The following is a 24,197-nucleotide window of genomic DNA, read 5'->3' as shown; positions in this document are numbered from 1 at the left end:
CACCAGCCGTGAGCCCCCTGCGACATCGCGCCGACTCGGCGTTCCTCCGGCGTACCCCCTGCGACATCGCGCCGACTCGGCAGGGCAGCCGGTCAGGGTCGGCGAGGCCTCAGGGGAGGGCCTCGATCAGCAGGTGCGACACCCAGAAACAACCAGCAGCAGCGAGCCCCGCCATCGGGAACGTCAGGATCCAGGCGGCCACGATCGACTTGGCCACGCCCCAGCGGACCGCGGAGAACCGCTTGGTCGCACCGACCCCCATGACCGCGGACGTGATGGTGTGGGTCGTGGAGATGGGCGCGGAGTAGACGAAGGCGGTCGTGTAGAGCACGGTCGCGGCGACCGACTCGGCCGCGAAGCCACGCGCCGGGTCGAGGGCGATGATGCGGCGGCCGAGGGTGCGCATGATGCGCCACCCTCCGGCGTACGTGCCCGCCGAGATCGCCGAAGCGGCGGCGATGATCACCCAGAGCGGCAGGTCGTCGCCGGGGGAGACGAAGCCGCCGGCCAACAGCGCCAGGAAGATGACCCCCATCGTCTTCTGGGCGTCCTGGAGGCCGTGACCGAGCGCCATCGCGGCGGCCGAGACCGTCTGAAGCACGCGGAAGTTGCGCTGCATCCGGTGGGGGTTGCGGCGACGGAAGACCCACATGATCGTGAGCATCACCGCGAAGGCTGCCGCGAAGGCGAAGAGCGGCGACAGGATCATCGGGATGAGCACCTTGTCGCGCACGGTCGTCCACTGCACGAAGGTCCCCGACGCCAGGGCGGCGCCGACCAGGCCGCCGATGAGGGCGTGGGAGGAGGAGGAGGGCAGGCCGTAGTACCAGGTGAGCAGGTTCCACGCGATCGCGCCGAGCAGCCCGGCCAGCACGACCACCAGGCCGTCGGACCCCGAGGGTGGCGAGATCACCGACCCGACCGTGTTGGCGACCTCCTGGCCCAGGAAGGCGCCGATGAAGTTCATGATGGCCGCCATGATCAGCGCCACCCGCGGGGTGAGCGCCCGCGTCGAGACCGACGTGGCGATCGCGTTGGCGGCGTCGTGGAAGCCGTTGGTGTAGTCGAAGGTCAGGGCGACGACGACGACCGCGATGACCAGCGCGAGTTCCACGGCCGCTCAGGACTCCTTGACGGCGATCTGCTCCACGATGGTGGCGACCTTCTCGAAGGCGTCGATCGAGTTCTCCAGGCCCTCCACGATGTCTTTCAGCTTGAGGACCTCGATGGTCTTGTGCTCACCGGAGAAGAGGTTGGCCAGGATCCGACGGTGGTTCTTGTCGCCGGCGTTCTCGAGCCGGTTGATCTCGATCCAGAACTCCTCGAGCGACTTCATCGAGCGCAGGTTGGGCATCGAGGCCGCGGTCAGCTCGGCGCAGCGCTGCAGCACCTCGACCTGGTCGGACAGCTCGGTCGGGAGGACCTGCACCTCGTAGAGCAGGATCATGTCGACGACCTCGTCCATCCTGTCCATGACGTCGTCGAGGCCGGAGGCGAGGGAATAGATGTCCTCGCGGTCGAACGGCGTGATGAAGGTCGAGTTCACGCGACGGACGATCTCGTGCGTCGTCTCGTCGGCGGCGTGCTCGGCCTCGCGCATCTCGGTCGCGACAGCGGCGTGGTCGGCGCCCTCGCTGAGCATCTGCGCGAGCAGCTCGGCACCGCGGACCAGGTGGTTGGCCGACTGGGTGAAGAGGTCATAGAAAGTGGCATCGACTGGGCGGAATCGCAAACCCACGGAGAACTCCTGGTGAGGCAGAGACGAACGGCATCATGCTAGGGGGTGGCCCGTTCGCCGCGGCAACTCAGCCCGTCGTACGCCGCTTCCGCTGACCCTCGATCAGGCTCTCCTGGAGATGGACGTCACCGTCGTTGAGCACCCAGGTGCCGTCGCTCTGGAGCACCCACGCGCTGGTGGTCGGCGCGAACGCGACGTCGAGCAGGTGCGCGATCGACCGCACGCTCTCCTCGCCGGGCACCCGCACCAGCACCTCGATGCGCCGGTCGAGGTTGCGGTGCATCATGTCGGCCGAGCCGATCCAGGCGACCGGGTCGCCGGCGTTCTCGAAGACGAAGACCCGGCTGTGCTCGAGGAAGCGGCCCAGGATCGAGCGGACCTCGATGTTCTCCGACAGGCCGGGTACGCCGGGGCGCAGCGCGCAGATGCCGCGCACCAGCAGCTGCACCGGCACCCCCTCCTGCGAGGCGAGGTAGAGCGCGTCGATGACGGCCTCGTCGACGACCGAGTTGGCCTTGATCCGGATCCGCGCGGGTTTGCCGTCGCGGTGGTCCTGGATCTCGTCGTGGATCTGGTCGACCAGCCCGCTGCGCACGTTGTCGGGCGCGACCAGCAGCTCGTCGTACGACGCGTTGCGTGACCAGCCGGACAGGTTGTTGAAGAGGTGGGCGACGTCCTCGCCGATGCGCTCGTTGGTGGTGATGAGGCCGAGGTCCTCATAGAGCCGCGAGGTCTTCGGGTTGTAGTTGCCGGTGCCGATGTGGGTGTAGCGGCGGATCCCATCGGGCTCGTCGCGCACCACCAGCGCGAGCTTGCAGTGGGTCTTGAGACCGACCAGGCCGTAGACGACGTGGCAGCCGGCCTGCTCGAGCTTGCGCGCCCAGCGGATGTTGGCCTGCTCGTCGAAGCGGGCCTTGATCTCGACGATCACCAGCACCTGCTTGCCGGCCTCGGCGGCGTCGACGAGGGCGTCGATGATCGGGGAGTCACCCGAGGTGCGGTAGAGCGTCTGCTTGATCGCCAGCACGTGCGGGTCGGCGGCCGCCTGCTCGATGAAGCGCTGCACCGAGGTGGCGAAGGAGTCGTAGGGGTGGTGCAGCAGCACGTCGTGGCGACGGGTCGCCTTGAACACGTCGACGGGTGCCGCGGACTCGACCTCGGCCAGGAGCGGGTGCGTCGTGGGGACGAACGCGGGGTACTTCAGCTCCTCGTGCGAGAGGTCCGCGATCCCGTGCAGCCCACGCAGGTCGAGCGGGCCGGGCAGCCGGTAGACCTCCTGGGCGGTCACGTCGAGCTCGGAGATCAGCAGGTCGAGCACCGAGGAGGAGATCGACTCCTCGACCTCGAGGCGCACCGGCGGGCCGAAGCGGCGTCGCAGGAGCTCCTTCTCGAGGGCGGCGAGCAGGTTCTCCGCGTCGTCCTCCTCGACCTCGAGGTCCTCGTTGCGGGTGACCCGGAAGGTGTGGACCTCGAGCACGTCCATGCCCGGGAAGAGCCGCTTGAGGTGAGCGCCGATGACGTCCTCGAGCGGCACGAAGCGGGCGTTGCCCAGCGGCACGAACCGGTCGAAGATCGGCGGCACCTTGACGCGGGCGAAGTGCTCCTTGTCGGTCTTGGGGTTGCGGATCAGCACCGCGAGGTTGAGCGAGAGCCCCGAGATGTAGGGGAACGGGTGCGCCGGGTCGACGGCCAGCGGGGTGAGCACCGGGAAGATCCGGTCACGGAAGAGCCGCTTGGCGGCCTTCTGCTCCTCGCGGTCGAGCTCGTCCCAGCGCACGATCTCGATCTCGTGCTCGCGCAGCTCGGGGATGATCTCGTCGCGGAAGAGGTGCGCCTGGCGCTGGCACAGCTCACCGGTGACGCGCCAGATGGTCTCCAGCACCTCGCGCGGCAGCATCCCCGACGCGGCGCGCACGGCGAGCCCCGCGGCGATGCGCCGCTTGAGGCCGGCGACGCGGACCATGAAGAACTCGTCGAGGTTGCTGGTGAAGATCGCGAGGAACCGCACCCGCTCCAGCAGGGGCAGCGAGGTGTCCTCCGCGAGCTCGAGCACGCGCTGGTTGAAGCGCAGCCAGGACAGCTCGCGGTCCAGGAACCGGTCGTCGTAGCCTTCGATCGCGGCCACCGTCGCCTCGTCGGGCACGTAGCGGGCCTCTACCTCGTAGGACTCGTCAGGCACCCCGTCAGCGGCGCGACGCTGCAGTGTCAGCGGTTCGCCGTCGGAGGACTCGTTCACGATCTCGAGAGACATGCCCGCAGTGTGGCACCGGCGGGTGAACGTGAGGTGATCGGCGCTACCTTGCTACCCGTGAGTATCAAGCAGCGTCTCGCCGGTGTCAGCACGCTCGTGGAAGCGTCCGTCCTCAAGGCCGCCATGGCCCTCCCGGAGCCGGTCCAGGCCCGCCTGGCGGGCAAACCGGTCGTCCTTGACGGGCAGACCCTCGCGCCCGAGACCCAGCTGGCGCTGACGATGCAGCGCCTCGCCCGGCTCCCCGGCGCGGAGACGATGCCGATCCCCGAGGGTCGCGAGGCGGTGCTCCACCACTCCGCGCTCGCCGGCGGCCACCAGCCGATCGGCGCCGTGCGCGACCTGCCCGTTGCCGGCCTCCCCGGCCGCCTCTACACCGGCTCCTCGGCGGGGGCGACCAGCCCGCTGCTGCTCTTCCTGCACGGCGGCGGCTTCATGTACGGCGACCTCGACTCCCACGACGCCCCGTGCCGGGTCCTGGCCGAGCGCGCGGGCATCCGCGTCCTGGCCGTCGACTACCGGATGGGGCCCGAGGACCCGTTCCCCGCGGCGTACGACGACGCGCTGGCGGCCTTCGAGTGGGTCGTCGCCAACGCGGCGTCGATCGGCGCCGACCCCGACCGGCTCGCCGTGGGTGGTGACTCCGCCGGTGGCAACCTCGCCGCCGGGGTCGCGATCGAGGCCGCCCGCCGCGGCCTGCCGCTGGCCTTCCAGCTGCTCGTCTACCCGATGACCGACGCCGAGCACCCCACGCGCAGCTATGAGCTGTTCCAGGAGGGGTTCTACCTCTCCAAGGCGTTCATGGACCTCGCCAACGAGTGCTACGTCCCGCCCGGCCACGACCTGCGTGACCCCCGGTTGTCGCCGATCCACGCCGACCTCCCCGCGGGCCTCGCGCCCGCCTACGTCGTCACCGCCGGCTTCGACCCGCTCCGCGACGAGGGCGAGGCCTATGCCCGCAAGCTCGCCGACGCCGGCGTCGAGGTCGAGCTCCAGCGCTTCCCCGACCAGATCCACAGCTTCTTCAACATCGTCGGCGTCGGGCGCCGCTCACCCGCGGCCGTCGCCGTGATCGCCGTCAAGACCGGCGCCGCCCTCCGTCGCTGAGGTGCTGTTTGCCACGACCTGTTCGGCCTGCGCCCCAGCCAACTCCTCGGCAGCGAGATTCGCCTCGCCTGACAACCCTCGCAGTCCCCACCACCGCAACCGCGGGCTTGCGACAAGCAGGCCAGAACCGAGTCCCTGTGAGGGATCCGCGTACGACACTGGCACCGCCCGGCGAGCTGGCTCAATCGGCAAGCCCGAGAAATACCACGAGCGCGCGGTCGAGCCGAACAAGATCGGCATCGGCGAGCCGACCGAGGTGCTCGCGCACATTTGCTCGCGGCATCGTCGTGACCTTGTCGACCATGATCTGACTTGGCTTCTCGATCCCGGTGGTCTCGGTTGGCTCCACGCTGATCCGGACAAGTGGCGCCTCGACTGGATTCGTCGTCAGCGGACACACCGTCACCGAAGCGTTTGCGTCGAACCGATCATCTTGGACGATGACCACGGGTCTCGGCTTGCCGGTGTAGGCACCACGCGCAGCAGCGATGTAGATGTCACCGCGCCTCACTCGCCGGGCTCCGCCTCGTCCCAATCGACAGAAATGGCATCAACGAACCCCTGGTCATCGGCCTCATGCTCGCTCGCCGCGATAGCAGCCGACTGACGGTGAGCTTCCGAGACGAACTCTGGAGCCCGTACATCGGGCACCCAGATCTGAACAGGCCTCAGGCCCTGCTCGCGCAAGCGCTCTCGGTGCTCGCGTACCCGCTCTCGTGTGCTGGCCATACGGCAATGTTACATGTAACGAGATCGGTCGACAACTGGCCGAACCACCCGCGGGCATCGGGACCTGACCACCACACCCATTCGTTTTCGTGAAGGATGGATATACGGGCGAGCTTGCCGAGCACCACTGTGTCACTCTCGGAGACGAGAAGCCGACGATCGCGACGGCGGAGCGGTTCATTGCTCAGTTCGACCGGACAGAGAAGAGGAAACGATGACTATGCGAGTCACGATTGACTTGAACGTCCGAGTCGAGGCAGCCAAACGTTCGTCGGCTACGAGGACGCAGATGGTCCCGTCTCAGTTGGAGCCACAGTCGAGGTGATCGAACCCGAGAGCGAGCTCAGTGGGGTGGGAACCGTCAGCCGCATCGATGGCGAGCGTCGGCTGCTCTACATCACTGTGGAGTGGGCAAACCTCCGCAGGACGTGTGTGTCGGACAGCTCGCGGGAGCGCTGGGCATCGCAGAGTTGACGCTCATGCATGAGGTCTCTCTAGGCACTACAGCTCGGGCCGATACCGCCGCACCGCAGCAACGAACTGCTCCGCATCGACCATCCGTGACGTGATCGAGCACGGCGGCAGGCTGCGCCGGTGGAAGTCGACGCGCCACCCACGCTGGCCGGGCTCACCGACCATGCTCACCTGCACCCCGTCCGAGGTCAGGTCGAAGCGGTGGTGGCTGCCGTCGGCCCTGATGTCGACCACCCCACCCTCGATGCGCACGTGGCTCGGCGAGCTCCTGACCTGCCACGCAGCAAACGCCAGCACCAGCGTCAGCGCGGTCATCCCGACCCCGTAGGCCGACACCAGGTCGTCGTTGATCGCCGCCATCCCCACCAGCACCGCGGCCACGACCGAGCACGATCCGAGCAGGAGTGCGATCAGTCCCCGCCCCAGCGAGCGCGTCGGCCCGAGCGCGACCTCGGCCCTGGCCACCGGTTCCGGCTCCGGCTCGGTGGTCGAGGTGGGCGCCTCGGGCTGGGTGGTCGAGGCGGGAGCGGCGGGAGCGGAGCGAGGCTCGAGCCCGGCCCTCTCCGCCATCACCTCAGCAAGCCGCTGCTCGGCGACCAGCCGCTCGGCGATGGTCTCCTCGACCAGCTCGGCCGACCGGCGTACGGCGGCCTCGACCGCCGACCGCTCCATCGCGCGGGTCTCCGCGGCGGCCTCGGCCTGGGCGCGCAGCGTCGCCTGCTTGTCGGCCTCGGTGAGCGCGGCGGTCAGCTGGCTGCGCAGGGTGGCCACGGTGGACTCGTGGGCGGTGGCGACCTCCAGTGACGCGGCGGCGAGCGTCGCCAGGCGCTCCTCGGCAGCGGCGCGCTCGGCGGCCGCTTCCAGGGCGAGCTCGGCGTGCGCCAGGGCGTCCTGCTCGGCGACGCCGCGGGCGGTGATGGCCTCGGCGGCGGCCGCTTCGGCCTGATGCCGTGCCTCGTGGGCCGCGCTGGCCAGCCGCGACGACTCCTGCGCGGCGCTCTCGGCGGCGACGCGTGCCTCGTGGGCGACCCGGGCGGCCTCCGCCTGCTCCGCAGCCGCCTCGGAGGCGGCGAGGGCAGCCGCGGCGGCCGACTCGGCGGCCAGCCCCTGCGCGCCTGCGGCCTCCTCGGCCGTCAACCGGGCCGCGAGCGCTTCTTCAGCTGACGTCGCGGCGGCAGCAGCAGAAGCCTCCGCAGCAGTCCGGCCCTGGTGAGCCTCAACAGCCAGCCGGGCCTGCTCGGCCGCGGTCTCCTCCGCCACGCGACGACCCTCCGCGTGCTCGCTCGCCGCCAGGTCCGCGGCCTCGCGCGCCGTCGCCTGCTCGGCGGCAGAGCCCTCGGCAGCGACCCGGGCCTCGTGGGCAGCAGCCGCCTGCCGGGCCTGTGACGCGGCTTCCTCGGCGGCGGCGACCGCATCGGCAGCGGCCGACTCGGCGGCGACGGCCTGCAGCCGGCCGGCCTCCTCGGCGGCCAGGCGCGCCTCGGCCGTGGCGGATGCCTGCTCGGCAGCCTCGTGCGCGAGCACCTCGGCCGCGGCCCTGTCACGTTGCGCCGACTCGGCAGACGCCAGCGCACCAGCAGCAGTCGACTCTGCGGCGGCGCGCGCAGTGGCCTGGGACTCCGCAACGGTTTCAGCAGCCGATCGCGCCTCGGCAGAGGAGGCAGCAGCAGCCTCGGCCCCAGCTCGCGCCTCGTGCGCCGACGCGGCGAGCCGCGCGTGGTTCGCGGCCTCATCAGCCGACGCGGCAGCGCCGGAAGCAGCAGCAGCGGCAGATTCCGCCTGCAACCGCCCGGCCTCCTCGGCCGCCAGGCGTGCCTCGGCGGCGGCGGATGCCTGCTCGGCAGCCTCCTGCGCGAGCACCTCGGCCGCAGCTCTGTCACGTTGTGCGGACTCGGCGGTCGTCAGCGCGGCCTCGGCGGTCGACTCGGCGGTGGCACGGGCAGCAGCCTGCGACTCCGCAACAGCCTCAGCGGCCGACCTGGCCTCGGCCGAGCCGGCCGCAGCCGCCTCGGCCAGTGCCCGCGCCTCGTGGGCGGCCGCGGCGAGCCGCGCCTGCTCCGCAGCGATGTCGGAGGCAGCACGGGCATCGGCGGTCGCTGAGGAGGCGGCTTCCGCCTGGAGGCGGCCGGCGTCCTCGGCCGCCAGGCGTGCCTCGGCCGCGCCGGATGCCTGCTCGGCAGCCTCGTGCGCGAGCACCTCGGCCGCGGCCCGGTCACGTTGTGCGGACTCGGCAGCCGCCAGCGCCGCTTCAGCGGCCGACTCGGCCGCCGCACGTGCGGTCGCCTGGTCCTCCGCGAAGCTCTCCGCCGCCGACCGTGCGGAAGCTGACGACGCAGCGGCAACTTCCGCGGCCTCGTGAGCGGCGTGCGCCTCGGCGGCGGCGACCGCCAGCTCCTCGGCCTGGACCTCCGCGACCTGGCGTGCCGTGGCGGAGCCGGCGGCAGCGGCCTCGGCCAGCTCCCGCTCCGTCAACGCGGCAGCAGCAGCCTGCGCGGCCGACGCAGCAGCCTCCTCGGCACTCACCCGTGCTTCAGCCGCCTCGGCAGCAGCCCGAGTTGCAGCAGCAGCCACCACCTCGGCAGCCGATCGGTCGACCAGCGCCGCCGCCGCGGCCTCCTCCGCCTCCGAGCGGCCCGCGGAGGCGCGCTGGGCCGCCTCGGCGGTCAGCCGGGCAGCCTCCTCGGCCTCCCGACGTCTCACGACGGCAGCCGCGGCCGCTTCCTCGGCCGCCGCCAGTGCGGCCCCGTGACGCGCCGCAGCCGATTCGGCGACCTCACGGGCGGCGTAGGCCTCGGCAGCCAGCTCCGCGTGCTCCGCCGCGTCGGCCTCAGCGGTCTCGCGGGCCAGGATCGCGACAGCCGCGGACTCCTCCGCCACCAGCCGTTCGGCGGCCTGCTCGGCCCCGGCCAGCTCGGCGGCGTGGCGCAGCGAGGCGGCGTGCGCGGCCGACGCGGTCATCTCGGCGGCGCGTGCCTGGGCCTGCTCGAGGGTCTCGGTGGGGTCGCCACGATCACGGCGCCGCCACCGTCGGGGGCCGTCGCCTTCGGGGGGAGGCAGGTTGGCCGTGCTCATCGAGACGAGCCTAGTGGTTCGTCTCCCCTGATGAGGGGAGGCCTACAGGCGGAAGGCGGACCAGGCCACCCGCGTCGAGACCCAGCCGAGAAGCCACAGCTCAGTAGACGATCGCCTGCACGTCAGGCATCAGGATCTCCTCGGCGAACACCGCCGCACCGGCGACCCGCACCCCCGGCAGCAGGTCGGCCTGCCCGAGCCCCCGTCGTACGACGCACTGCGAGCACGCCGTCACCTCACCCGCTTCAGCCGCCAGCACCACCGCGAGCAGGTCGGCCACCGGCGTCGCGTGCTCGAGGCCCAGCGAGGGAGCACCCGGCACCCCCAGGAAGACGGCCTCACCGGTCAACCACAGCGACACCGCGACACCAGAAGCACACGCAGCAGCGGCGACCGTGAACGCCTGGTTGGCGCGCTCGGGGTCATCGGTGCCGCAGGTGACCTTGACGACCAGCTTGCGGGCGGGGGAGCGCGACATGCGCACAGACTAGGCTGGGGGAGTGGCTTTCCAGTTCCCTGACAACCTCCATCCCCAGTGCGGCCCCGTGGCGTGGATGCTCGGCACGTGGGCCGGCAACGGGCACGGCGACTACCCCACGATCGAGCCCTACCAGTTCGGCCAGGAGCTGATCTTCACCCACGACGGGCGCCCGTTCTTCCACTACATGGCGCGTGCGTGGATCATCGACGAGGCCGGCGAGAAGGTCCGCGACGGTGCGCTCGAGACCGGCTTCCTGCGCTGTCTGCCCGAGGGCCACGTCGAGCTGCTTCTGACGCACAACACGGGCTTCGTGGAGATCTACTACGGCACCGCCGAGTCCGGCAAGCTCGAGCTGAGCACCGACGCGGTGGTGCGCACGCACACCGCCAAGGAGTACGTCGCCGGCCACCGCCTCTACGGCAACGTCGACGGCGACCTCCTCTACGCCTACGACATGGCCGCCATGGGTGAGGCCCTCCAGCCGCACACCTGGGCCAAGCTGCAGCGACGGTGACCCGTGGCTGAGCCGAGCGAGCACGCCCACGAGACGGGGACCGGCACCGGCACCGGCACCGGCGACTGGCGCGAGCGCCTGCGCGAGAGCGGGCACCGCCTCACGCCGCAGCGCGAGCTGATCCTCGCCGCCGTCGAGCAGCTCGGTCACGCCACCGCCGACCAGGTCCTGGCCCAGGTCCGCAAGACCTCGGAAGCGGTCAACATCTCCACCATCTACCGCACCCTCGAGGTGCTCGAGACGCTCGGCCTGATCCGTCATGCCCACCTCAGCGACCGCGCCCCGACCTATCACTCGGTCAAGGACCACGAGCACTTTCACGTCGTCTGCCGGAATTGTGGGCGCGTCACCTCCGTTGGACCTACTGTGCTGACCACCCTGCGCGAGACCCTGCGCGACGACCACGACTTCAACGTGGACGTCGGCCACCTGACCGTCTTCGGCACCTGTGCCTCAGGCTGTGACGCATGACCAGCCAGCCGAGTGTCCAGCCGAGTGCCCTGCTCCACCTCCCCGGTGCCGTGTCGGGCGACGGCATCGACGCCCCCGTAGCCGCCCACTACGGCTCCTTCAACACCGAGCAGCGCTTCCTCGAGGCCGGCGAGGGCTTCGTCGACCTCTCCCACCGCGACGTCGTCCGGATCTCCGGGCCCGACCGGCTCACCTGGCTGCACAACCTCACCACCCAGCACTTCACCGACCTCCAGCCCGGCACCTGGACCCAGGCCCTCGTCCTCAGCCCCACCGGCCACGTCGAGCACGAGTTCCGCGGCGTCGACGACGGCGAGTCCTTCACCGCCCACACCGAGCCCGGCGCCAGCGGCCCGCTGATCGCCTTCCTCGAGCGGATGAAGTTCATGACCCGCGTCGAGGTCACCGACGAGACGTCGTCGTACGCCGTCACCTGGCGCCCCACCGCCGGCTACGCGTTCATCCCCCGCGACCAGCTCACCGCGTTCGCCGAGGCCGCAGGACCGCCCGCGGGGCTGTGGGCCTTCGAGGCGCTGCGCATCGCCCGCGGCGAGCCCCGCCTCGGCCTCGACACCGACCACCGCACGATCCCCAACGAGGTCGGTTGGATCGGGCCCGCCGTCCACCTTGACAAGGGCTGCTACCGCGGCCAGGAGACGGTCGCCCGCGTCCACACCCTCGGCCGCCCCCCGCGCCGCCTGGTCCTGCTCCACCTCGACGGCACCGAGAACCGCCTCCCCACCCGCGGCAGCGAGCTGCTGCTGGGCGAGAAGGTCGTCGGCGTCGTCGGCTCCTCCGCACGCCACCACGAGCTCGGCCCGATCGCCCTTGCCCTGGTCAAGCGCAACGTCGCGCTCGACGCCCAGCTGACCACGGACAACATGCCCGCCGCCCAAGAGGTCGTCGTCGACCCCGAGGTCGGCCTGCACGTCCGTCCGCGCACCTGAGCAGCCGCCGATGAAGCAGGACCACCGCGCCGTGGTCATCGGACTGGTGCCCGTCCTGACGGTCCTGACCCGACCTGCACTCAACCGCAGGTCAGAAGCTCAGCTCGACGGTCCCGCCGGGTGACGCGCTCGCGCCGGCGCCGATGTCATAGCCCAGCAGGGTGACGTTGTAGCCCTCGTTGGACGGCAGACCCTCGAAGGTGATCTCCCACGTGCATCCAGCTTCCTCGGACGAAGTGCCGCCGGTCTTGGGAACGGCCTGCATGTCGAGCTCCTCACCGCCCACCGTCGACACGGTGATGTCCATGGGCGTCGGCGACTCCCCGGCGGCGACCTCCTCCGACGGGTTGATGCTCGTGCAGGTCTGGTCCTCCAGCGGGAAGAGCGCCGTCGGCTCGTCGATGTCGCGCAGCACGACGGTCAGCGTCAGCGCCTCTGCCGTCGCCGGAGCAGACTGCTGCGGAGGAGTCGCCCCGCCGTTCGGCTGGTCGCTGTCGGAGTCTCCACTGCACGCGGTGAGAGTGAGCAGGAGGACGAGAGCACCAAGACGTCGCATTTCATGAGGATAGCGAGCGAGGTGCCGAGGCCACAGACGTTGCAAAGGGGCGAGCGCAAGGCTTGGGCGTTGTCGGGTCGCTGGTTCTGCGCCTGCCGAGCTTTCGCTGACAAGGTCTGGAAGAACCCGTAGCCCAAAGACATGGACGGCTGGGGCCGGGCTAGTCATGGAATTTCAGCGCAGCGCGCGGCGGGATACTCCCTCACATGAGAACTTTCCGACGTTGGAACCGCCGCTTCCGTTGTCACTTCAAGCACGGTTCTGCCTGCCCGCACATCAGACACTGAGCCTCAAGTCAGATCGGTGATGTGAGGCTCAGCTGGCCTGCCGCCTGTCCCGCGCATACTGCACGTGAGTGTCCGCGGAAGCGTGTGCGAACCCCAGCCCGCCGTAGACCGCGACTGCGGGTGCGTTGTCGGCCTCGACGTAGAGCAGCACCTCGTCCACGCCCAGCCCCGCGAGGTGATGCAGCCCGGCCAGTGTCAGCACCTTGCCGAGCCCGCGGCCCTGGGCAGCCGGATCGATCCCCACGACGTAGACCTCGCCCACTGCGGGGGAGTGCTGCTTGGTCCAGTGGAACCCCAGCAGCGACCCGTCGCCCGCGTCCGCGACGAGCAGGCCCGCGGGGTCGAACCACGGCTCCGCCATCCGCTCCGCCAGCTCGGCCTCGTCCATCGAGCCCTGCTCGGGGTGGTGCGCAAAGGCAGCGGCGTTGACCCGCAGCACCTCCGAGGCATCGCTCTCCACAAAGCCACGCACCATCACCCCGTCGGGGACCATCAGGACAGGCAGGGCGAGCGAGGACGGGCGCCGCATCACCCACAGCTCCCGCAGCCGCTCGAAGCCGTACGCCGCAGCGAGCGCGGCCGCCGCGGGATGGTCACCGTGCGACCACGCGAGCAGGCGGACCTCGCCGACCGCCTCGAGCGCCTGGACGAGTCGCGCGCGGCCGATGCCCTGTCCGCGGGCCCGTGGGGCGACGACCAGCGTCAGGTCCTGGCCGTCCACGAGCGCGACGAACCCGTCGTCACCTGCCCACGTCCGCACCCGCTCGGGGTGGTGCCGCAGCGCCCGCCAGGTCGCCTCATCCACGGCTGCCGCATCGTCGAACGCCTCGGCCTCGGCAGCGATCTCCTCCATGGACGTCACGGGAGCCACCCTAGAGATCGACTATCTCAGGGCGGAGGATCCGGCGTGTCAGGTGCGCCAGACCTTCCGAGCTGACACGCAGGACTGCAGCCGCGCGGGGTTCCGGTCCACCCACGCCGCTGCAGCACCTCCGCCACCCGCGCGGCGGTCCGGCAGGGGTGGTCGAAGACCTGCGCATAGCGCAGCCGCACGCTCGCCCGCCCCGCCGCGTGGTCATCGAGGTCCCGATCAGCGTCGCGTCCCGCCGCGTCCCAGGAGTCGTGCGCGAGCCTTCCGTCGAGCTCGATGACCAAGCCGAACTCCTCGTACTCGATGTCGCGGTACTCCCGCCCACCCTCGCTCTCCCGCACGACCTGGCGGCTGGCCGGCGGGAGGCCGTGCGCGCGCTCGACCCGGGTCAGGTAGCCGTGCTCGAGGACGGAGCCGGTGCCTGCCGCCACGTCGTCGAGCACCTGACGCACGAAGTCACGTCGGCGGAGGCGAGAGCGTCGATCGAGGGCCACGACCACCCGCTCGACCGTCGTACGCCGCCCGCAGATCTCCTCGGTGATCAGCCGCACCACGTCTGTCTCGGAGCCGGCTCGGCGCACGAGCGCCAGCAGGTTGTCCTCGGGGCGGACGCTCGGCGGCGACAGGTTCCATCGCACCTGCTCCGTCAGTGCCACGACCCGGTGCACGTGCATCCCGTCCGGAGCCAGCACTCGGCGGGCGCTGTCGACGGCGACATGGACGATCCCGCCCTGGCTGGGCTTCGTGCCAGCCGACTCCAGGTAGAGAGCAGCGGGGGCGGCGTAGAGCACGGCAGCCCACGCCCGTTGCCGCCAGGTGAGCGCGCCGGTGTGATTGACGTAGACACCGGTGTGGACCCGGGCCAGGTCGCGCCGACGCACCATCGCGTCGAGGTCGGGCTTCGTCGCCCTGGGTGCGAGCAGCTGTCGTCTGCTGACGACGCCGTCCTGGGCGGCGAGGGTGCGATCCAGGTCCTCCTGCTTCACGCAGGGACGTGCCCGGGCGTCCTACCGCTCAATCAGTGCAGGTCGGTGCCTGTGGAAACCCTCAGGCGTCTGCGTTCGACCGCTCGGCCAAGGTCGCCACGTCAGCAGCGCCTTCCTTCTCCTTAGACGGCAGCACGAACCGGTAGCCGACGTTGCGCACGGTGCCGATCAGCGTCTCGTTCTCGACACCCAGCTTGGCGCGCAGACGACGCACGTGGACGTCGACGGTGCGGGTGCCGCCGAAGTAGTCGTAGCCCCACACCTCCTGCAGCAGCTGCTGGCGGCTGAACACGCGACCCGGGTGCTGTGCGAGGAACTTGAGGAGCTCGAACTCCTTGAACGTCAGGTCGAGAGTGCGACCGCCCACCTTGGCGGTGTAGGTCGCGTCATCGACGACGACCTCGCCGGAGCGGATGACGTGGGCCTCGGGGTCCGCGGCCTCGCGGCGGGCGTTGAGACGACCGATGGCCAGCTTGATCCGCGCCTCGAGCTCGGCCGGGCCGCAGGTGTGCAGCACGACGTCGTCCATGCCCCAGTCGTGGGTGACGACCGACAGGCCGCCCTCGGTCACGATGAGCAGGACCGGCACGTCGGTGCCGGTGGTGCGGATCAGCCGGCTGAGGTCGCGCGCGCCGACCAGGTCCTGTCGAGCGTCGACGAGCAACAGGTCGGCCTCGGGGGCCTCGAGGAGGGCGCTTCCCTCGGCTGCGAGGATCTTCACGTGGTGGCCCAGCAACGACAGGCCCGGCAGGACCTCGGCTGATGGCTGAAGCGCGCTGGTCAACAGAAGCAGGGTGCTCACAGTGGTCTCCTCCCGATGGGGCGGGGACCGAAACGCAACACTGGGCTCCGGTCTGACGAACTCTGAGGGAAGAATACCGAAACGTGAGCGACATATCGGATCGATCCGAGTTAAATGAAACACAGGCGATCCACGTGAGGTATTGGGCTGCCGCCCGATCTGCAGCCGGTTGCGATGGGGACGACATCCCTGTTGCCGCTCCGATATCTCTCTCCGACGTTCTTCGGCAGGTCGCCAAGCTCCACCCCGACACCCGCCTGATGGCTGTCCTCGACACCTGCTCGATCCTCCTCGGCGACCGTCCCGTCGCTACCGAGGACCCCGACGAGCTGATGGTCCCGCCGGGCTCCGAGCTCCAGTTCCTCCCCCCCTTCGCAGGCGGCTGACAGCGGCTGACGGCGACCACCCGACCACACCCACCGGAATGCGCGTCAGCAAAGGATCGTTGACCACCCCGTGACACCCGGACAGCTCGTGCTCCTCATCGCCGTCGTGGCAGCCCTCGCCTTCGGCGGCTACCGCGCGCTCACCGACGGCCGCTTCCGCGGCACCCACCGGGTCCGTGCAGCTGAATCGTCACCGACGCCCCAGCCAGACCAGGCAACAGCACCCACCGAGACCCCTGCCTCCGTCCTCGCTGACACCCAGTGGTCCGGTCAGCTCGGCGACAAGGCGACGCTCCTGCAGTTCTCCAGCGCCTTCTGCGCCCCCTGCCGCGCCACCCGCCGGATCCTCACCGAGGTGGCCGAGGTCGTGCCGGGCGTCACCCACCTCGAGGTCGACGCCGAGCAACACCTCGAGCTCGTACGACGCGTCGGGGTCCTGCGCACCCCCACCACGCTGATCCTCGACGCGCACGGCGCCGAGGTCACCCGCGCCGCCGGCGCTCCTCGCAAGGAGCAGGTGCTCAACGCCCTCGCTCAGCTGGGCGACAGGTAGGCGGGGGACTCCTCCACGCCGGAGCGCAGCCGCTCCAGGTCGGTGCGCACCATGTGCCCGACCACCTGCTCGAAGCTCAGCGAGGGGGACCACCCCAGCACCCGCCGGGCGGGCTCGGTGTCCGCCACTAACGACGGCGCATCAGCGGGTCGCAGCAGCGCCCGGTCCTGCACGACGTACGACGCAGGGTCGCCGAGGCCGGCCGCCTCGAAGGCCACGTCCAGCAGGTCGCGCAGCGTGTGGCTGACGCCGGTCGCGATGACGAGGTCCTGCGGTGCGTCCAGCTCGAGCATCGCGACCATCGCCTGCACGTAGTCCTCGGCCGCGCCCCAGTCGCGCGACACCTCCAGGTTGCCCAACGACACCGAGTCCGCGAGACCGCACGCGATCGACGCCGCAGCCCGGGTGATCTTCCTTGTCACGAACCGCTGAGGCCGCAGCGGGCTCTCGTGGTTGTGCAGCGTCGCGGTGACGGCATGCAGCCCGAAGGCCTCACGGGCGACCGTGACGGCTGCCCGGGCTCGTGTCTTCGATGCGGCATACGGGCTGCTGGCCCCCGCGCCGGTTTCCTCGGCCGAGCCGGCCTGGAAGAACCGCACGTCGTCGCCGTGCCGGTCGCGCAGCTCCACGAGCGACGTCAGCATCCGCTCCACCGCCAGCCCGTTGACCTCCTCGACCAGGGACGCGTGGTCCCAGCTCGCGCCCACGGACGAGAAGCCGGCGAGGTTGAAGACCCGCGACGGCCGAACCTCGCCGACCAACGCCTCAAAACCTGAGGCGTCGCGCAGGTCGTGCGACACCACCTCGACCCCGGACAGGTAGACCGACATGGCGGCAACCGCAGAGTCCCCAGGACGCGTCGTCCCCACCACCCGCCAGCCCCGGGAGAGCAGCTCGCGGGCGAGGTAGACCCCGTCCTGGCCGGCGACCCCGGTCACCAGCGCAACCCGAGATGCGCCCATCAGGCGAGGCCGGCGGCCGGCCCTCCGAACGGCCCTCCGGACAATGCCGCGACGTCGGCGTCGACCATCAGCCGGGCCAGCGCGCCGATGTCGGTCTGCGCCTTCCAGCCGAGGACCTCGTGGGCCTTGGCCGGGTCGCCGATGAGCGCGTCCACCTCGGTCGGTCGCTCGTACTTCGCCTCGTTGAAGATCACGTAGTCGCGCCAGTCCATGCCGACGTGGGCGAAGGCCTGCTCGCAGAAGTCGCGCACGGTGGTGCCGACGCCGGTGGCGAGCACGTAGTCGCCTGGCTCGTCCTGCTGCAGCATCCGCCACATGCCCTCGACGTACTCCTTGGCGTAGCCCCAGTCGCGCACGGCGTCGATGTTGCCGAGCAGCAGGACGTCCTGGTGCCCGGCCTGGATCGCCGCGACGGCCATGGTGATCTTGCGGGTCACGAACGACTCGCCGCGCCGCGGTGACTCATGGTTGAAGAGGATCCCGGAGACGGCATACATGTCGTAGGCCTCGCGGTAGTTGATGGTCATCCAGTGCGCATAGAGCTTGGCGGCGGCGTAGGGGGAGCGCGGGTAGAAGAGGGTGTGCTCGTCCTGCGGGGGAGGCGTCGCGCCGAACATCTCCGAGGTCGACGCCTGGTAGAACCGGCAGTCGAGCTTGGCCGCGCGCAGCGCCTCCAGGAGCCGCACGGTCCCGATGCCGTCGGCCGACGCGGTGTATTCCGGGATCTCGAAAGACACCCGCACGTGGCTCTGGGCCGCGAGGTTGTAGACCTCGTCGGGCTTGATCTCGTGCACGAGGTTGACCAGGCTGACGCCGTCGGTCATGTCGCCGTAGTGCAGGAAGAGACGCTCACCGGCGGAGGCGTCGAGATAGATCGGGTCGATGCGTCCCCGGTTGAAGCTCGACGACCGCCGCACCAGGCCGTGGACCTCGTAGCCCTTCTCCAGGAGCAGCTCGGCGAGGTAGGAGCCGTCCTGGCCGGTGATCCCGGTGATGAATGCGCGCTTGGGCACGTCGATCCTGTCCTGGTCGAAGAGTGGGTCACGCGAGGATAGTGCGCAGGCTTCTGGGACGGTGGGCCCCGTGGACAAGCCAGGAGTACGCCGGGTGCTAGCCGTCGCGCTCGTCGGTTACCTCGTGGCCCCTGCTTACGACGTCCACATAATGGACCGCCTGTCCGATAGGTGAGACGTCGATGTGTGTCCACGAGCAGGCGTCCCTACTCTGGACGCATGTCCACGACCTGGTTGACCAAGCGACGCGCAGTGGACCACTGCCGCGTGCGCTCGTCCCTGTGTCGAATGTCCTGACGGGACCCCGTCTCCGACTCCGCTAAGTCGACTGGATCGCTCCAGTTAAGCCGAGTTGCCGCGTTCACACGAGCGCCCCCGGGTCCCTTGCCGTCGCCCACGACAGGACCCCAGGAGAGCCATGACCACCCAGATCGATTCACGCGGCCCGCAGTTCACCGCAGCCGTCACCAGCATCGTGCTGGCCGTCGTGCTGCTAACGGCGCCGAGCACCTTCGCCACGGTGCTCCTCGCCGCGCAGGCAGCGCTGTTCGCCGTGGGCGCCGGCCGCGGCATCCAGCACACCCCGTTGGCCTGGGTGTTCCGCACCGTCGTGCGTCCCCGGCTGACCAGGTCTCCCGAGTGGGAGGACGCTGCCCCGCCGCGCTTCGCCCAGGCCGTCGGTCTCGGCTTCGCCCTCGTGGGCGTCATCGGCTTCGCCAGTGGCGCCGGCGTCGTGGGCCTCGTCGCCACCGGCTTCGCCCTGGCGGCCGCCCTGCTCAACGCCGTCTTCAAGTTCTGCCTCGGCTGCGAGTTCTACCTGCTGTCCCTGCGGATCCTCAAGGGCTCGCGCAGCGACCGCCTCGAGACCCCCGCCACTTCCTGACTTCCGCACCACCCAACAGAAGGAGAACTCCATGACTCGCGAGAGCTCGCTCGTCACCGCCCAGTGGGTGGAGGACAACATCGACAACGCCGACATCGTCATCGTCGAGGTCGACGAGGACACCACGGCCTACGACAAGGGCCACATCAAGAATGCCATCAAGCTCGACTGGACCACCGACCTCCAGGACCAGGTCCGCCGCGACTTCGTCAGCAAGTCGCAGTTCGAGGCGCTCCTGAGCGACCGCGGCGTCTCCAACGACCACACCGTTGTCCTCTACGGCGGCAACAACAACTGGTTCGCCGCCTATGCTTACTGGTACTTCAAGCTCTACGGCCACCAGGACGTCAAGCTCATGGACGGCGGTCGCAAGAAGTGGGAGCTCGACTCCCGCGAGCTCACCGACGAGCTGCCCACACGCGACACGACGTCCTACACCGCCACCGAGCAGGACCTTTCGATCCGTGCCTTCCGTGACGACGCCGTCGCTGCCATCGGCGTGCAGAACCTCATCGATGTCCGCAGCCCCGACGAGTACGCCGGCCGCCTGCTCGCCCCCGCCCACCTCCCGCAGGAGCAGTCCCAGCGCGCCGGCCACGTCCCGACGTCGCTCAACGTGCCGTGGAGCAAGAACTGCAACGACGACGGCACCTTCAAGTCCGACGACGACCTCAAGGCGCTCTACGCCGAGGTCGGCATCGACGACTCCTTGGACACCATCGCCCTGTGCCGCATCGGTGAGCGCTCCTCGCTCACCTGGTTCGTCCTCAAGGAGCTCCTCGGCCACGCCAACGTGAAGAACTACGACGGCTCGTGGACCGAATACGGCTCTCTCGTCGGCGTCCCGATCGCCCTCGGCGACGAGCCCGGCTCTCCTGAAGGGCAGACCTCCTGATGTGCGGCGCAACTGAAGGTGGACTGTCCCTCGACGGCGTCAACGTCGCCAAGGAGGCCGTGATCCAGGGCCAGGTCCTGCGCGGCGGCACCGACCCGGTCGGCAACGCCTACGTGCGTCTCCTCGATCGCACCGGCGAGTTCACCGCCGAGGTCCCGACCTCCGCGACCGGCCACTTCCGGTTCTTCGCCGGCGAGGGGGAGTGGACGCTGCGCACCCTCGCCCCCAAGGCCGACCCGGTCGACAACGTGGTGGTCGCCGCCATCGGCTCCGTCGCCGAGGTCACCGTCACCATCTGACCCAGCATCGCGACGAGCCCCGAGTTGCCACCATCGTGTGGAGGCTCGGGGCTTCGTCGTTCTCCAGCCGGGTGACGCCTTAGCGCTCCAGCAGCAGCGTGACCGGACCGTCGTTGATCGACGCCACCTGCATGTCGGCCCCGAAGACCCCGCGGGCCACGGTCGCGCCCAACGTCTCGAGCTCGAGGCAGAACGCTTCGTACGCCGGCTCGCTCACCGGCCCCGGCAGCGCCGCCTGCCACGTCGGCCTCCGTCCCTTCCGGGCATCGCCGTAGAGCGTGAACTGGCTGACGACCAGGATCGGCGCGGATAAGTCGGACGCAGACTGCTCGTCCCGCAGGATCCGGACGTCCCAGATCTTCCGCGCCATCCACTCGACCTCGTCCAACCCATCACCATGCGTGATTCCCAGGTAGACCAGCAACCCGGGTTCATGGATCTCGCCCACGACTACTCCGTCGACCGTCACCGAGGCGGACAAGACCCGTTGCACCACTGCTCGCATAGACACAGTGTCGCTCCGTCGAGACCCTCTCGGGCCGAACGATTTCCGCAAGATTTCGTCCAACTCGATCGATCCTCCAGGATCTGCCATCCTGGCCCCATGTCAGTTGTGCCGCCGGAAGCCCTTCTCATCACCGTCGCGCCGACAGGCGCCGAGACGTCGAAGGCCGGCTGCCCGCAGCTCCCGACGACCCTCGAGGAGCTCGTTCAGACGGCCAAGGATTGCGAGGCCACCGGCGCAGCGATGATCCACGTCCACGTCCGCGACGCCGACCACAAGCCGACCCTCGACCTCGGGCTCCTGACTGCCACGGTTGAGGCACTTCACGAGTCCACCGACCTGATCGTCCAGCTTTCGACAGGCGGATCGGTGCACGACCCCCTGGAAGCGCGCCTCAAGGTCCTCGACGCCCAGCCCGACTCCTGCAGCCTCACGATGGGGACCACCAACTTTGGGGACGACGTCTTCCTCAATCCTTGGCCCTTTGTCTGCGAGCTCTACCAGCTCAGCCAGGAGCGCCAGATCGTTCCGGAGTTCGAGCTCTTCGACCTCGGCCAGGCGCACGCGCTCGTCCGCCTCATCGACAAGTTCGGCCTGCCCTTTGGCGGTCGCGTGCATTGCGACTTCGTCATGGGCGTGCCAGGCGGCATGCCGGGCACCGCCGACGCCCTGGTCGCCGGCCTCGCGACGCTGCCGTCGGAGGTGACCTCCTGGTCTGCGACCGGCATCGGCCGCACGACGCTCCCCGTAGCCCTGGCAGCCCTGTCCAAGGGCGGCCACCTGCGCGTGGGCATGGAGGATGTCCTGACGATCAGCCGCGGGGTCCCCGTGGAGAGCAATGCTCAGCTCGTCGAACGTGCAGTTGCCCTGGGCGAGATGGTGCAGCGGAGACCGATGTCGACAGCGGAAGCCCGGTCGCTGCTCCAGATCGGATGAGGACGCGATATCCAGGTCCGGACCGGGAACGTCGTCTGCAGATACCCCAGCCCGTATCCGACGATGGTCCTAGTACCGCGCCCCGCTGAGCGGGGCTCCATGTCAGCCACGTAAATTGTGCCTCCTTCTTTCGAACGCGATGTTCACGAACGGGTGGATGTGTGATCTGATAGGGACCATCGAGGCGCAGAAGCCACGTTTTCCCGTTCTGTCATTGGAAGGCTCCCACCATGAAGAAACTGATCGCGGCTCTCTTCGCTGCTGTGCTCATGTCCCTCGGTCTGGTGGGCGTCACCACCGGCACCGCCACGGCTGCTTGTCCCTACACCGGCTGCATCCCGACCTCCACGTCCGCGTCCGGCAGCATCGACGGCAAGTTCCTGACGGTGACTGCTGAAGTCTCGGCGGCTGGCAACGCCAGCCCGCGCGGCACGTTCAAGATTACGGCCGACCGCGTCGGCCCCAAGGGCTTCAAGACCCGCGGCGCCAGCGTCAACAACGCTGATGACGGCGTCAAGTTGAAGCTCCAGCTCGCCGGCGAGTGGGAGATCACGGTCACTTACGTGCCTGCTGACAACTCGGTCTACGAGAGGTCGAGCACGACCTTCACAGTCTTCGTCCGTCAGGACTGATCTGCCCCTCTTGCAGCATGGCAAAGGGCCCCACGTCACCGTGGGGCCCTTTGCCATGTCACAGAGCTCCGTCGAGATAGACGCGCAGTAAGGCTGGATGCATGAGGTTTCTCCGTGGATGGCGCCTTGCCGTCATCCTGTTGGCAGTCGTCGCGGTTGGATTCGTGGCGTGGGCGGGTTGGACCGCCTGGAAGGTCAATCAGTCGCTCAGTGCGGCGGTAGCCGACGCTCGGGAGCTTCGCGAGTCACTCGAGCAGGCTGATGAGGCTGGGATCGACGCGTCCCTGTCGAGCCTTCGGGTGCACACCTCCGCTGCCGCCGAGCGCACCGACGGAGCGACCTGGGACGCGCTGACGATCCTCCCCAAGTATGGAGACGACGCCGAAGCCATTCGGACGATCGCCCAGGTCCTCGATGACCTGGCATCAGACGGCCTAGAGCCCCTGACTGACATCACCAGTGATCTCGACGCACTGGCGCCGTCTGACGGCGCCATCGACCTCGCAGCCCTGGAAGCGCTCACCCCCAAGGTGTTGGCGGGGAGCCAGTCCTTCGAGCGCGCAGCGGGTCGACTCGAGGGCATTAATCCGCTCAGCCTGGAGCCTGCCCTGCGCAGCCGCTACCGCGAGTTGCTGGATGAGATCACCTCAGCCTCCGAAAGCCTGTCCGCTGCCACCGTCGCTACCAAGATTATGCCGACGATCCTGGGCGCGGATGGCCCGCGTGACTACCTGCTCGCGTTCCAGAACAATGCGGAGATCCGCGCGACGGGTGGCCTCCCGGGCGCCGTCTCGCTGATGCACACAGAGGACGGCCGTGCTCAGCTGACCAGGCAGGTGCCGGGCATCTCGTTCGGGCGGACGAACGCCCCGGTGCTCCCGCTGACTCAGGCTGAGCGCGACATTTACGGCGAGGAGCTGGGCCTATGGTTCGTCGACGCCAATTTCACGCCGGACTTCCCGAGGGTCGCTGCCCTGATGAAGGCCAGGTGGGAGCAGGTCTACCCAGAGGCCATCGACGGCGTGATCACCGTTGACCCTGTGTCGCTCTCCTATGCCCTGACCTCGACGGGTCCCGTGACAGTGGGTGGGCGGACCTTGACATCCGACAACGTGGTGGAAGAGCTCCTCCATGAGGTCTACCTCCGCTTCGAGGAGCCCGAGAAGCAGGATGCATTCTTCCAAGCAGCTGCGGCGGCCATCTTCGGAGCCCTGACGGACGGGGTGGACTCGCCCGAGAACCTCTTCACCGCCCTCGCCCGCGGTGTCCGCGAGCGACGGATCCGGTTGCACTCCTTCGAGCCCGTTGTGCAGGATGAGATCGCGGGCTCGACGATCGCCGGTGAGCTCGTCACGGACGACACCGAGTCGCCCCAGGTGGGCGTCTATCTCAACGACGCGACCGGCGCCAAGATGTCCTACTTCCTGCGTCACGACGTCAAGGTCACCACCACGTTCTGCAAGGACGGCGTTCAAGGTCTGACGGGCAAGTTGCACCTCCTGTCGGACGCCCCCGAGGACGCGGCTTCGTTGCCGGACTACATCACCGGCGCCGGCGCCTTCGGCACCATGCCGGGATCCCAGCTGGTGGTCGTCCGACTTGTCGGGCCAGTGGGCGGCTCGATTTCTGCGGTCGCCTTCAACAGCAAGCCGGTGGAGGCCGTGCCTGTAGTCCAGGACGGCCGTCCCGTAGTCTCGACGGTCGCTGAGCTCACCCCCGGCTTCACGCTGGACGTGACGTGGCGCATGTTGACCGGGACGGGTCAGACTGAGGATGTCGAGGTGGAGTCGACTCCGAGCGTACTACCGGTGCAGACGTCGAGCACAGCGCTTTCCGCCTGTTCGTGAGTC

General features: G+C 69.4%; 26 protein-coding genes. 12 read left to right on the top strand and 14 right to left on the bottom strand.

Going from position 1 to position 24,197, the window contains the following annotated elements; genetic code table 11:
- Positions 1 to 109 precede the first annotated feature (109 nt).
- The 3 genes from BM204_RS17920 to BM204_RS17910 form a co-directional block, all read right to left on the bottom strand.
- A complete protein-coding gene (locus tag BM204_RS17920) occupies positions 110 to 1,114 on the bottom strand; it encodes an inorganic phosphate transporter (RefSeq protein WP_091116239.1) in 1,005 nt (334 codons plus the stop codon).
- 6 nt (positions 1,115 to 1,120) lie between these two features.
- On the bottom strand, positions 1,121 to 1,738 hold the full coding sequence (locus BM204_RS17915; protein ID WP_091116238.1) for a DUF47 domain-containing protein: 618 nt from the start codon (positions 1,736 to 1,738) through the stop codon (positions 1,121 to 1,123).
- Positions 1,739 to 1,805: 67 nt separating this feature from the next.
- Positions 1,806 to 3,989 (bottom strand): RNA degradosome polyphosphate kinase, encoded by a 2,184-nt coding sequence (locus tag BM204_RS17910; RefSeq protein WP_091116235.1) that lies wholly within the window; start codon positions 3,987 to 3,989, stop codon positions 1,806 to 1,808.
- Positions 3,990 to 4,046: 57 nt separating this feature from the next.
- Between BM204_RS17910 and BM204_RS17905 the strand changes: the two genes are divergently transcribed.
- Positions 4,047 to 5,093 (top strand): alpha/beta hydrolase, encoded by a 1,047-nt coding sequence (locus BM204_RS17905; RefSeq protein ID WP_246166476.1) that lies wholly within the window; start codon positions 4,047 to 4,049, stop codon positions 5,091 to 5,093.
- A 181-nt stretch (positions 5,094 to 5,274) separates the two neighbouring features.
- Here BM204_RS17905 and BM204_RS17900 read toward each other — a convergent pair whose 3' ends face one another.
- From BM204_RS17900 to BM204_RS17885, 4 genes are all read right to left on the bottom strand, one after another.
- Complete coding sequence (locus tag BM204_RS17900) at positions 5,275 to 5,604, bottom strand: type II toxin-antitoxin system PemK/MazF family toxin (protein WP_091116233.1); 330 nt, start codon at positions 5,602 to 5,604, stop codon at positions 5,275 to 5,277.
- Entirely contained in the window at positions 5,601 to 5,822 is a 222-nt protein-coding gene (locus tag BM204_RS17895; RefSeq protein ID WP_091116231.1) for an antitoxin MazE family protein, read from the bottom strand. The genes BM204_RS17900 and BM204_RS17895 overlap by 4 nt, the downstream gene beginning before the upstream one ends.
- A 501-nt stretch (positions 5,823 to 6,323) precedes the next feature.
- Positions 6,324 to 9,368 (bottom strand): coiled-coil domain-containing protein, encoded by a 3,045-nt coding sequence (locus BM204_RS17890; RefSeq protein ID WP_091116229.1) that lies wholly within the window; start codon positions 9,366 to 9,368, stop codon positions 6,324 to 6,326.
- Between the two features lie 100 nt (positions 9,369 to 9,468).
- Complete coding sequence (locus BM204_RS17885; RefSeq protein WP_091116226.1) at positions 9,469 to 9,846, bottom strand: DsrE family protein; 378 nt, start codon at positions 9,844 to 9,846, stop codon at positions 9,469 to 9,471.
- A gap of 22 nt (positions 9,847 to 9,868) precedes the next feature.
- Here BM204_RS17885 and BM204_RS17880 point away from each other — a divergent pair, with 22 nt between their 5' ends.
- From BM204_RS17880 to ygfZ, 3 genes are read left to right on the top strand one after another with little or no spacing between them, the layout of a single operon-like run.
- The gene (locus BM204_RS17880) at positions 9,869 to 10,363 is read left to right on the top strand and encodes a heme-binding beta-barrel domain-containing protein (RefSeq protein ID WP_091116224.1); all 495 of its coding nucleotides are present in this window, start codon (positions 9,869 to 9,871) and stop codon (positions 10,361 to 10,363) included.
- 3 nt (positions 10,364 to 10,366) lie between these two features.
- Positions 10,367 to 10,834: a Fur family transcriptional regulator gene (locus BM204_RS17875; protein WP_091116221.1), complete on the top strand. Its 468-nt coding sequence runs from the start codon at positions 10,367 to 10,369 to the stop codon at positions 10,832 to 10,834.
- On the top strand, positions 10,831 to 11,781 hold the full coding sequence (gene ygfZ, locus BM204_RS17870; RefSeq protein WP_091116219.1) for a CAF17-like 4Fe-4S cluster assembly/insertion protein YgfZ: 951 nt from the start codon (positions 10,831 to 10,833) through the stop codon (positions 11,779 to 11,781). Before BM204_RS17875 ends, ygfZ begins: the two co-directional genes overlap by 4 nt.
- A 91-nt stretch (positions 11,782 to 11,872) precedes the next feature.
- On the opposite strand, the gene BM204_RS17865 is transcribed toward ygfZ, so the two are convergent.
- The 4 genes from BM204_RS17865 to BM204_RS17850 form a co-directional block, all read right to left on the bottom strand.
- A complete protein-coding gene (locus BM204_RS17865; RefSeq protein WP_091116217.1) occupies positions 11,873 to 12,337 on the bottom strand; it encodes a hypothetical protein in 465 nt (154 codons plus the stop codon).
- Between the two features lie 315 nt (positions 12,338 to 12,652).
- A complete protein-coding gene (gene mshD, locus BM204_RS17860) occupies positions 12,653 to 13,477 on the bottom strand; it encodes a mycothiol synthase (RefSeq protein WP_091116215.1) in 825 nt (274 codons plus the stop codon).
- 35 nt (positions 13,478 to 13,512) lie between these two features.
- On the bottom strand, positions 13,513 to 14,481 hold the full coding sequence (locus BM204_RS17855) for a putative endonuclease domain-containing protein (RefSeq protein WP_091116213.1): 969 nt from the start codon (positions 14,479 to 14,481) through the stop codon (positions 13,513 to 13,515).
- Positions 14,482 to 14,542: 61 nt separating this feature from the next.
- On the bottom strand, positions 14,543 to 15,283 hold the full coding sequence (locus BM204_RS17850; RefSeq protein WP_091116211.1) for a response regulator transcription factor: 741 nt from the start codon (positions 15,281 to 15,283) through the stop codon (positions 14,543 to 14,545).
- 260 nt (positions 15,284 to 15,543) lie between these two features.
- Between BM204_RS17850 and BM204_RS23325 the strand changes: the two genes are divergently transcribed.
- Both BM204_RS23325 and BM204_RS17840 read left to right on the top strand, forming a co-directional pair.
- Positions 15,544 to 15,669 carry a ubiquitin family protein gene (locus tag BM204_RS23325; RefSeq protein WP_256215778.1) on the top strand — a complete coding sequence of 42 codons (126 nt, stop codon included), beginning with the start codon at positions 15,544 to 15,546 and terminating at the stop codon, positions 15,667 to 15,669.
- A 70-nt stretch (positions 15,670 to 15,739) separates the two neighbouring features.
- A complete protein-coding gene (locus tag BM204_RS17840; RefSeq protein ID WP_091116209.1) occupies positions 15,740 to 16,222 on the top strand; it encodes a thioredoxin family protein in 483 nt (160 codons plus the stop codon).
- Here BM204_RS17840 and BM204_RS17835 read toward each other — a convergent pair.
- Together BM204_RS17835 and gmd are read right to left on the bottom strand one after the other, a co-directional pair.
- Complete coding sequence (locus BM204_RS17835) at positions 16,204 to 17,184, bottom strand: GDP-mannose 4,6-dehydratase (protein WP_091116207.1); 981 nt, start codon at positions 17,182 to 17,184, stop codon at positions 16,204 to 16,206. The genes BM204_RS17840 and BM204_RS17835 overlap by 19 nt on opposite strands.
- Positions 17,184 to 18,197 carry a GDP-mannose 4,6-dehydratase gene (gene gmd / locus BM204_RS17830; protein ID WP_091116204.1) on the bottom strand — a complete coding sequence of 338 codons (1,014 nt, stop codon included), beginning with the start codon at positions 18,195 to 18,197 and terminating at the stop codon, positions 17,184 to 17,186. Before gmd ends, BM204_RS17835 begins: the two co-directional genes overlap by 1 nt.
- Positions 18,198 to 18,615: 418 nt before the next feature.
- Between gmd and BM204_RS17825 the strand changes: the two genes are divergently transcribed.
- From BM204_RS17825 to BM204_RS17815, 3 genes are read left to right on the top strand one after another with little or no spacing between them, the layout of a single operon-like run.
- A complete protein-coding gene (locus tag BM204_RS17825; RefSeq protein WP_091116202.1) occupies positions 18,616 to 19,080 on the top strand; it encodes a DUF4395 domain-containing protein in 465 nt (154 codons plus the stop codon).
- Positions 19,081 to 19,111: 31 nt separating this feature from the next.
- Positions 19,112 to 19,975, top strand: a complete 864-nt coding sequence (locus BM204_RS17820) for a sulfurtransferase (RefSeq protein ID WP_091116199.1) — start codon at positions 19,112 to 19,114, stop codon at positions 19,973 to 19,975.
- Positions 19,975 to 20,274 (top strand): DUF1416 domain-containing protein, encoded by a 300-nt coding sequence (locus BM204_RS17815; RefSeq protein WP_091116196.1) that lies wholly within the window; start codon positions 19,975 to 19,977, stop codon positions 20,272 to 20,274. The genes BM204_RS17820 and BM204_RS17815 overlap by 1 nt, the downstream gene beginning before the upstream one ends.
- Before the next feature lie 79 nt (positions 20,275 to 20,353).
- On the opposite strand, the gene dtd is transcribed toward BM204_RS17815, so the two are convergent.
- The gene (dtd, locus tag BM204_RS17810; protein WP_091116195.1) at positions 20,354 to 20,779 is read right to left on the bottom strand and encodes a D-aminoacyl-tRNA deacylase; all 426 of its coding nucleotides are present in this window, start codon (positions 20,777 to 20,779) and stop codon (positions 20,354 to 20,356) included.
- 99 nt (positions 20,780 to 20,878) lie between these two features.
- Here dtd and BM204_RS17805 point away from each other — a divergent pair, with 99 nt between their 5' ends.
- The 3 genes from BM204_RS17805 (at position 20,879) to BM204_RS17795 (ending at position 24,194) form a co-directional block, all read left to right on the top strand.
- The gene (locus BM204_RS17805; RefSeq protein WP_091116192.1) at positions 20,879 to 21,715 is read left to right on the top strand and encodes a beta-keto acid cleavage family enzyme; all 837 of its coding nucleotides are present in this window, start codon (positions 20,879 to 20,881) and stop codon (positions 21,713 to 21,715) included.
- Positions 21,716 to 21,945: 230 nt separating this feature from the next.
- On the top strand, positions 21,946 to 22,347 hold the full coding sequence (locus BM204_RS17800; protein WP_091116190.1) for a hypothetical protein: 402 nt from the start codon (positions 21,946 to 21,948) through the stop codon (positions 22,345 to 22,347).
- Between the two features lie 101 nt (positions 22,348 to 22,448).
- On the top strand, positions 22,449 to 24,194 hold the full coding sequence (locus BM204_RS17795; RefSeq protein WP_091116188.1) for a DUF4012 domain-containing protein: 1,746 nt from the start codon (positions 22,449 to 22,451) through the stop codon (positions 24,192 to 24,194).
- Positions 24,195 to 24,197: the final 3 nt, after the last annotated feature.

It is taken from the genome of Nocardioides psychrotolerans (assembly GCF_900113685.1).
Classification (GTDB): Bacteria; Actinomycetota; Actinomycetes; order Propionibacteriales; family Nocardioidaceae; genus Nocardioides; species Nocardioides psychrotolerans.
This window is presented reverse-complemented; position numbering and strand designations above follow the sequence as displayed.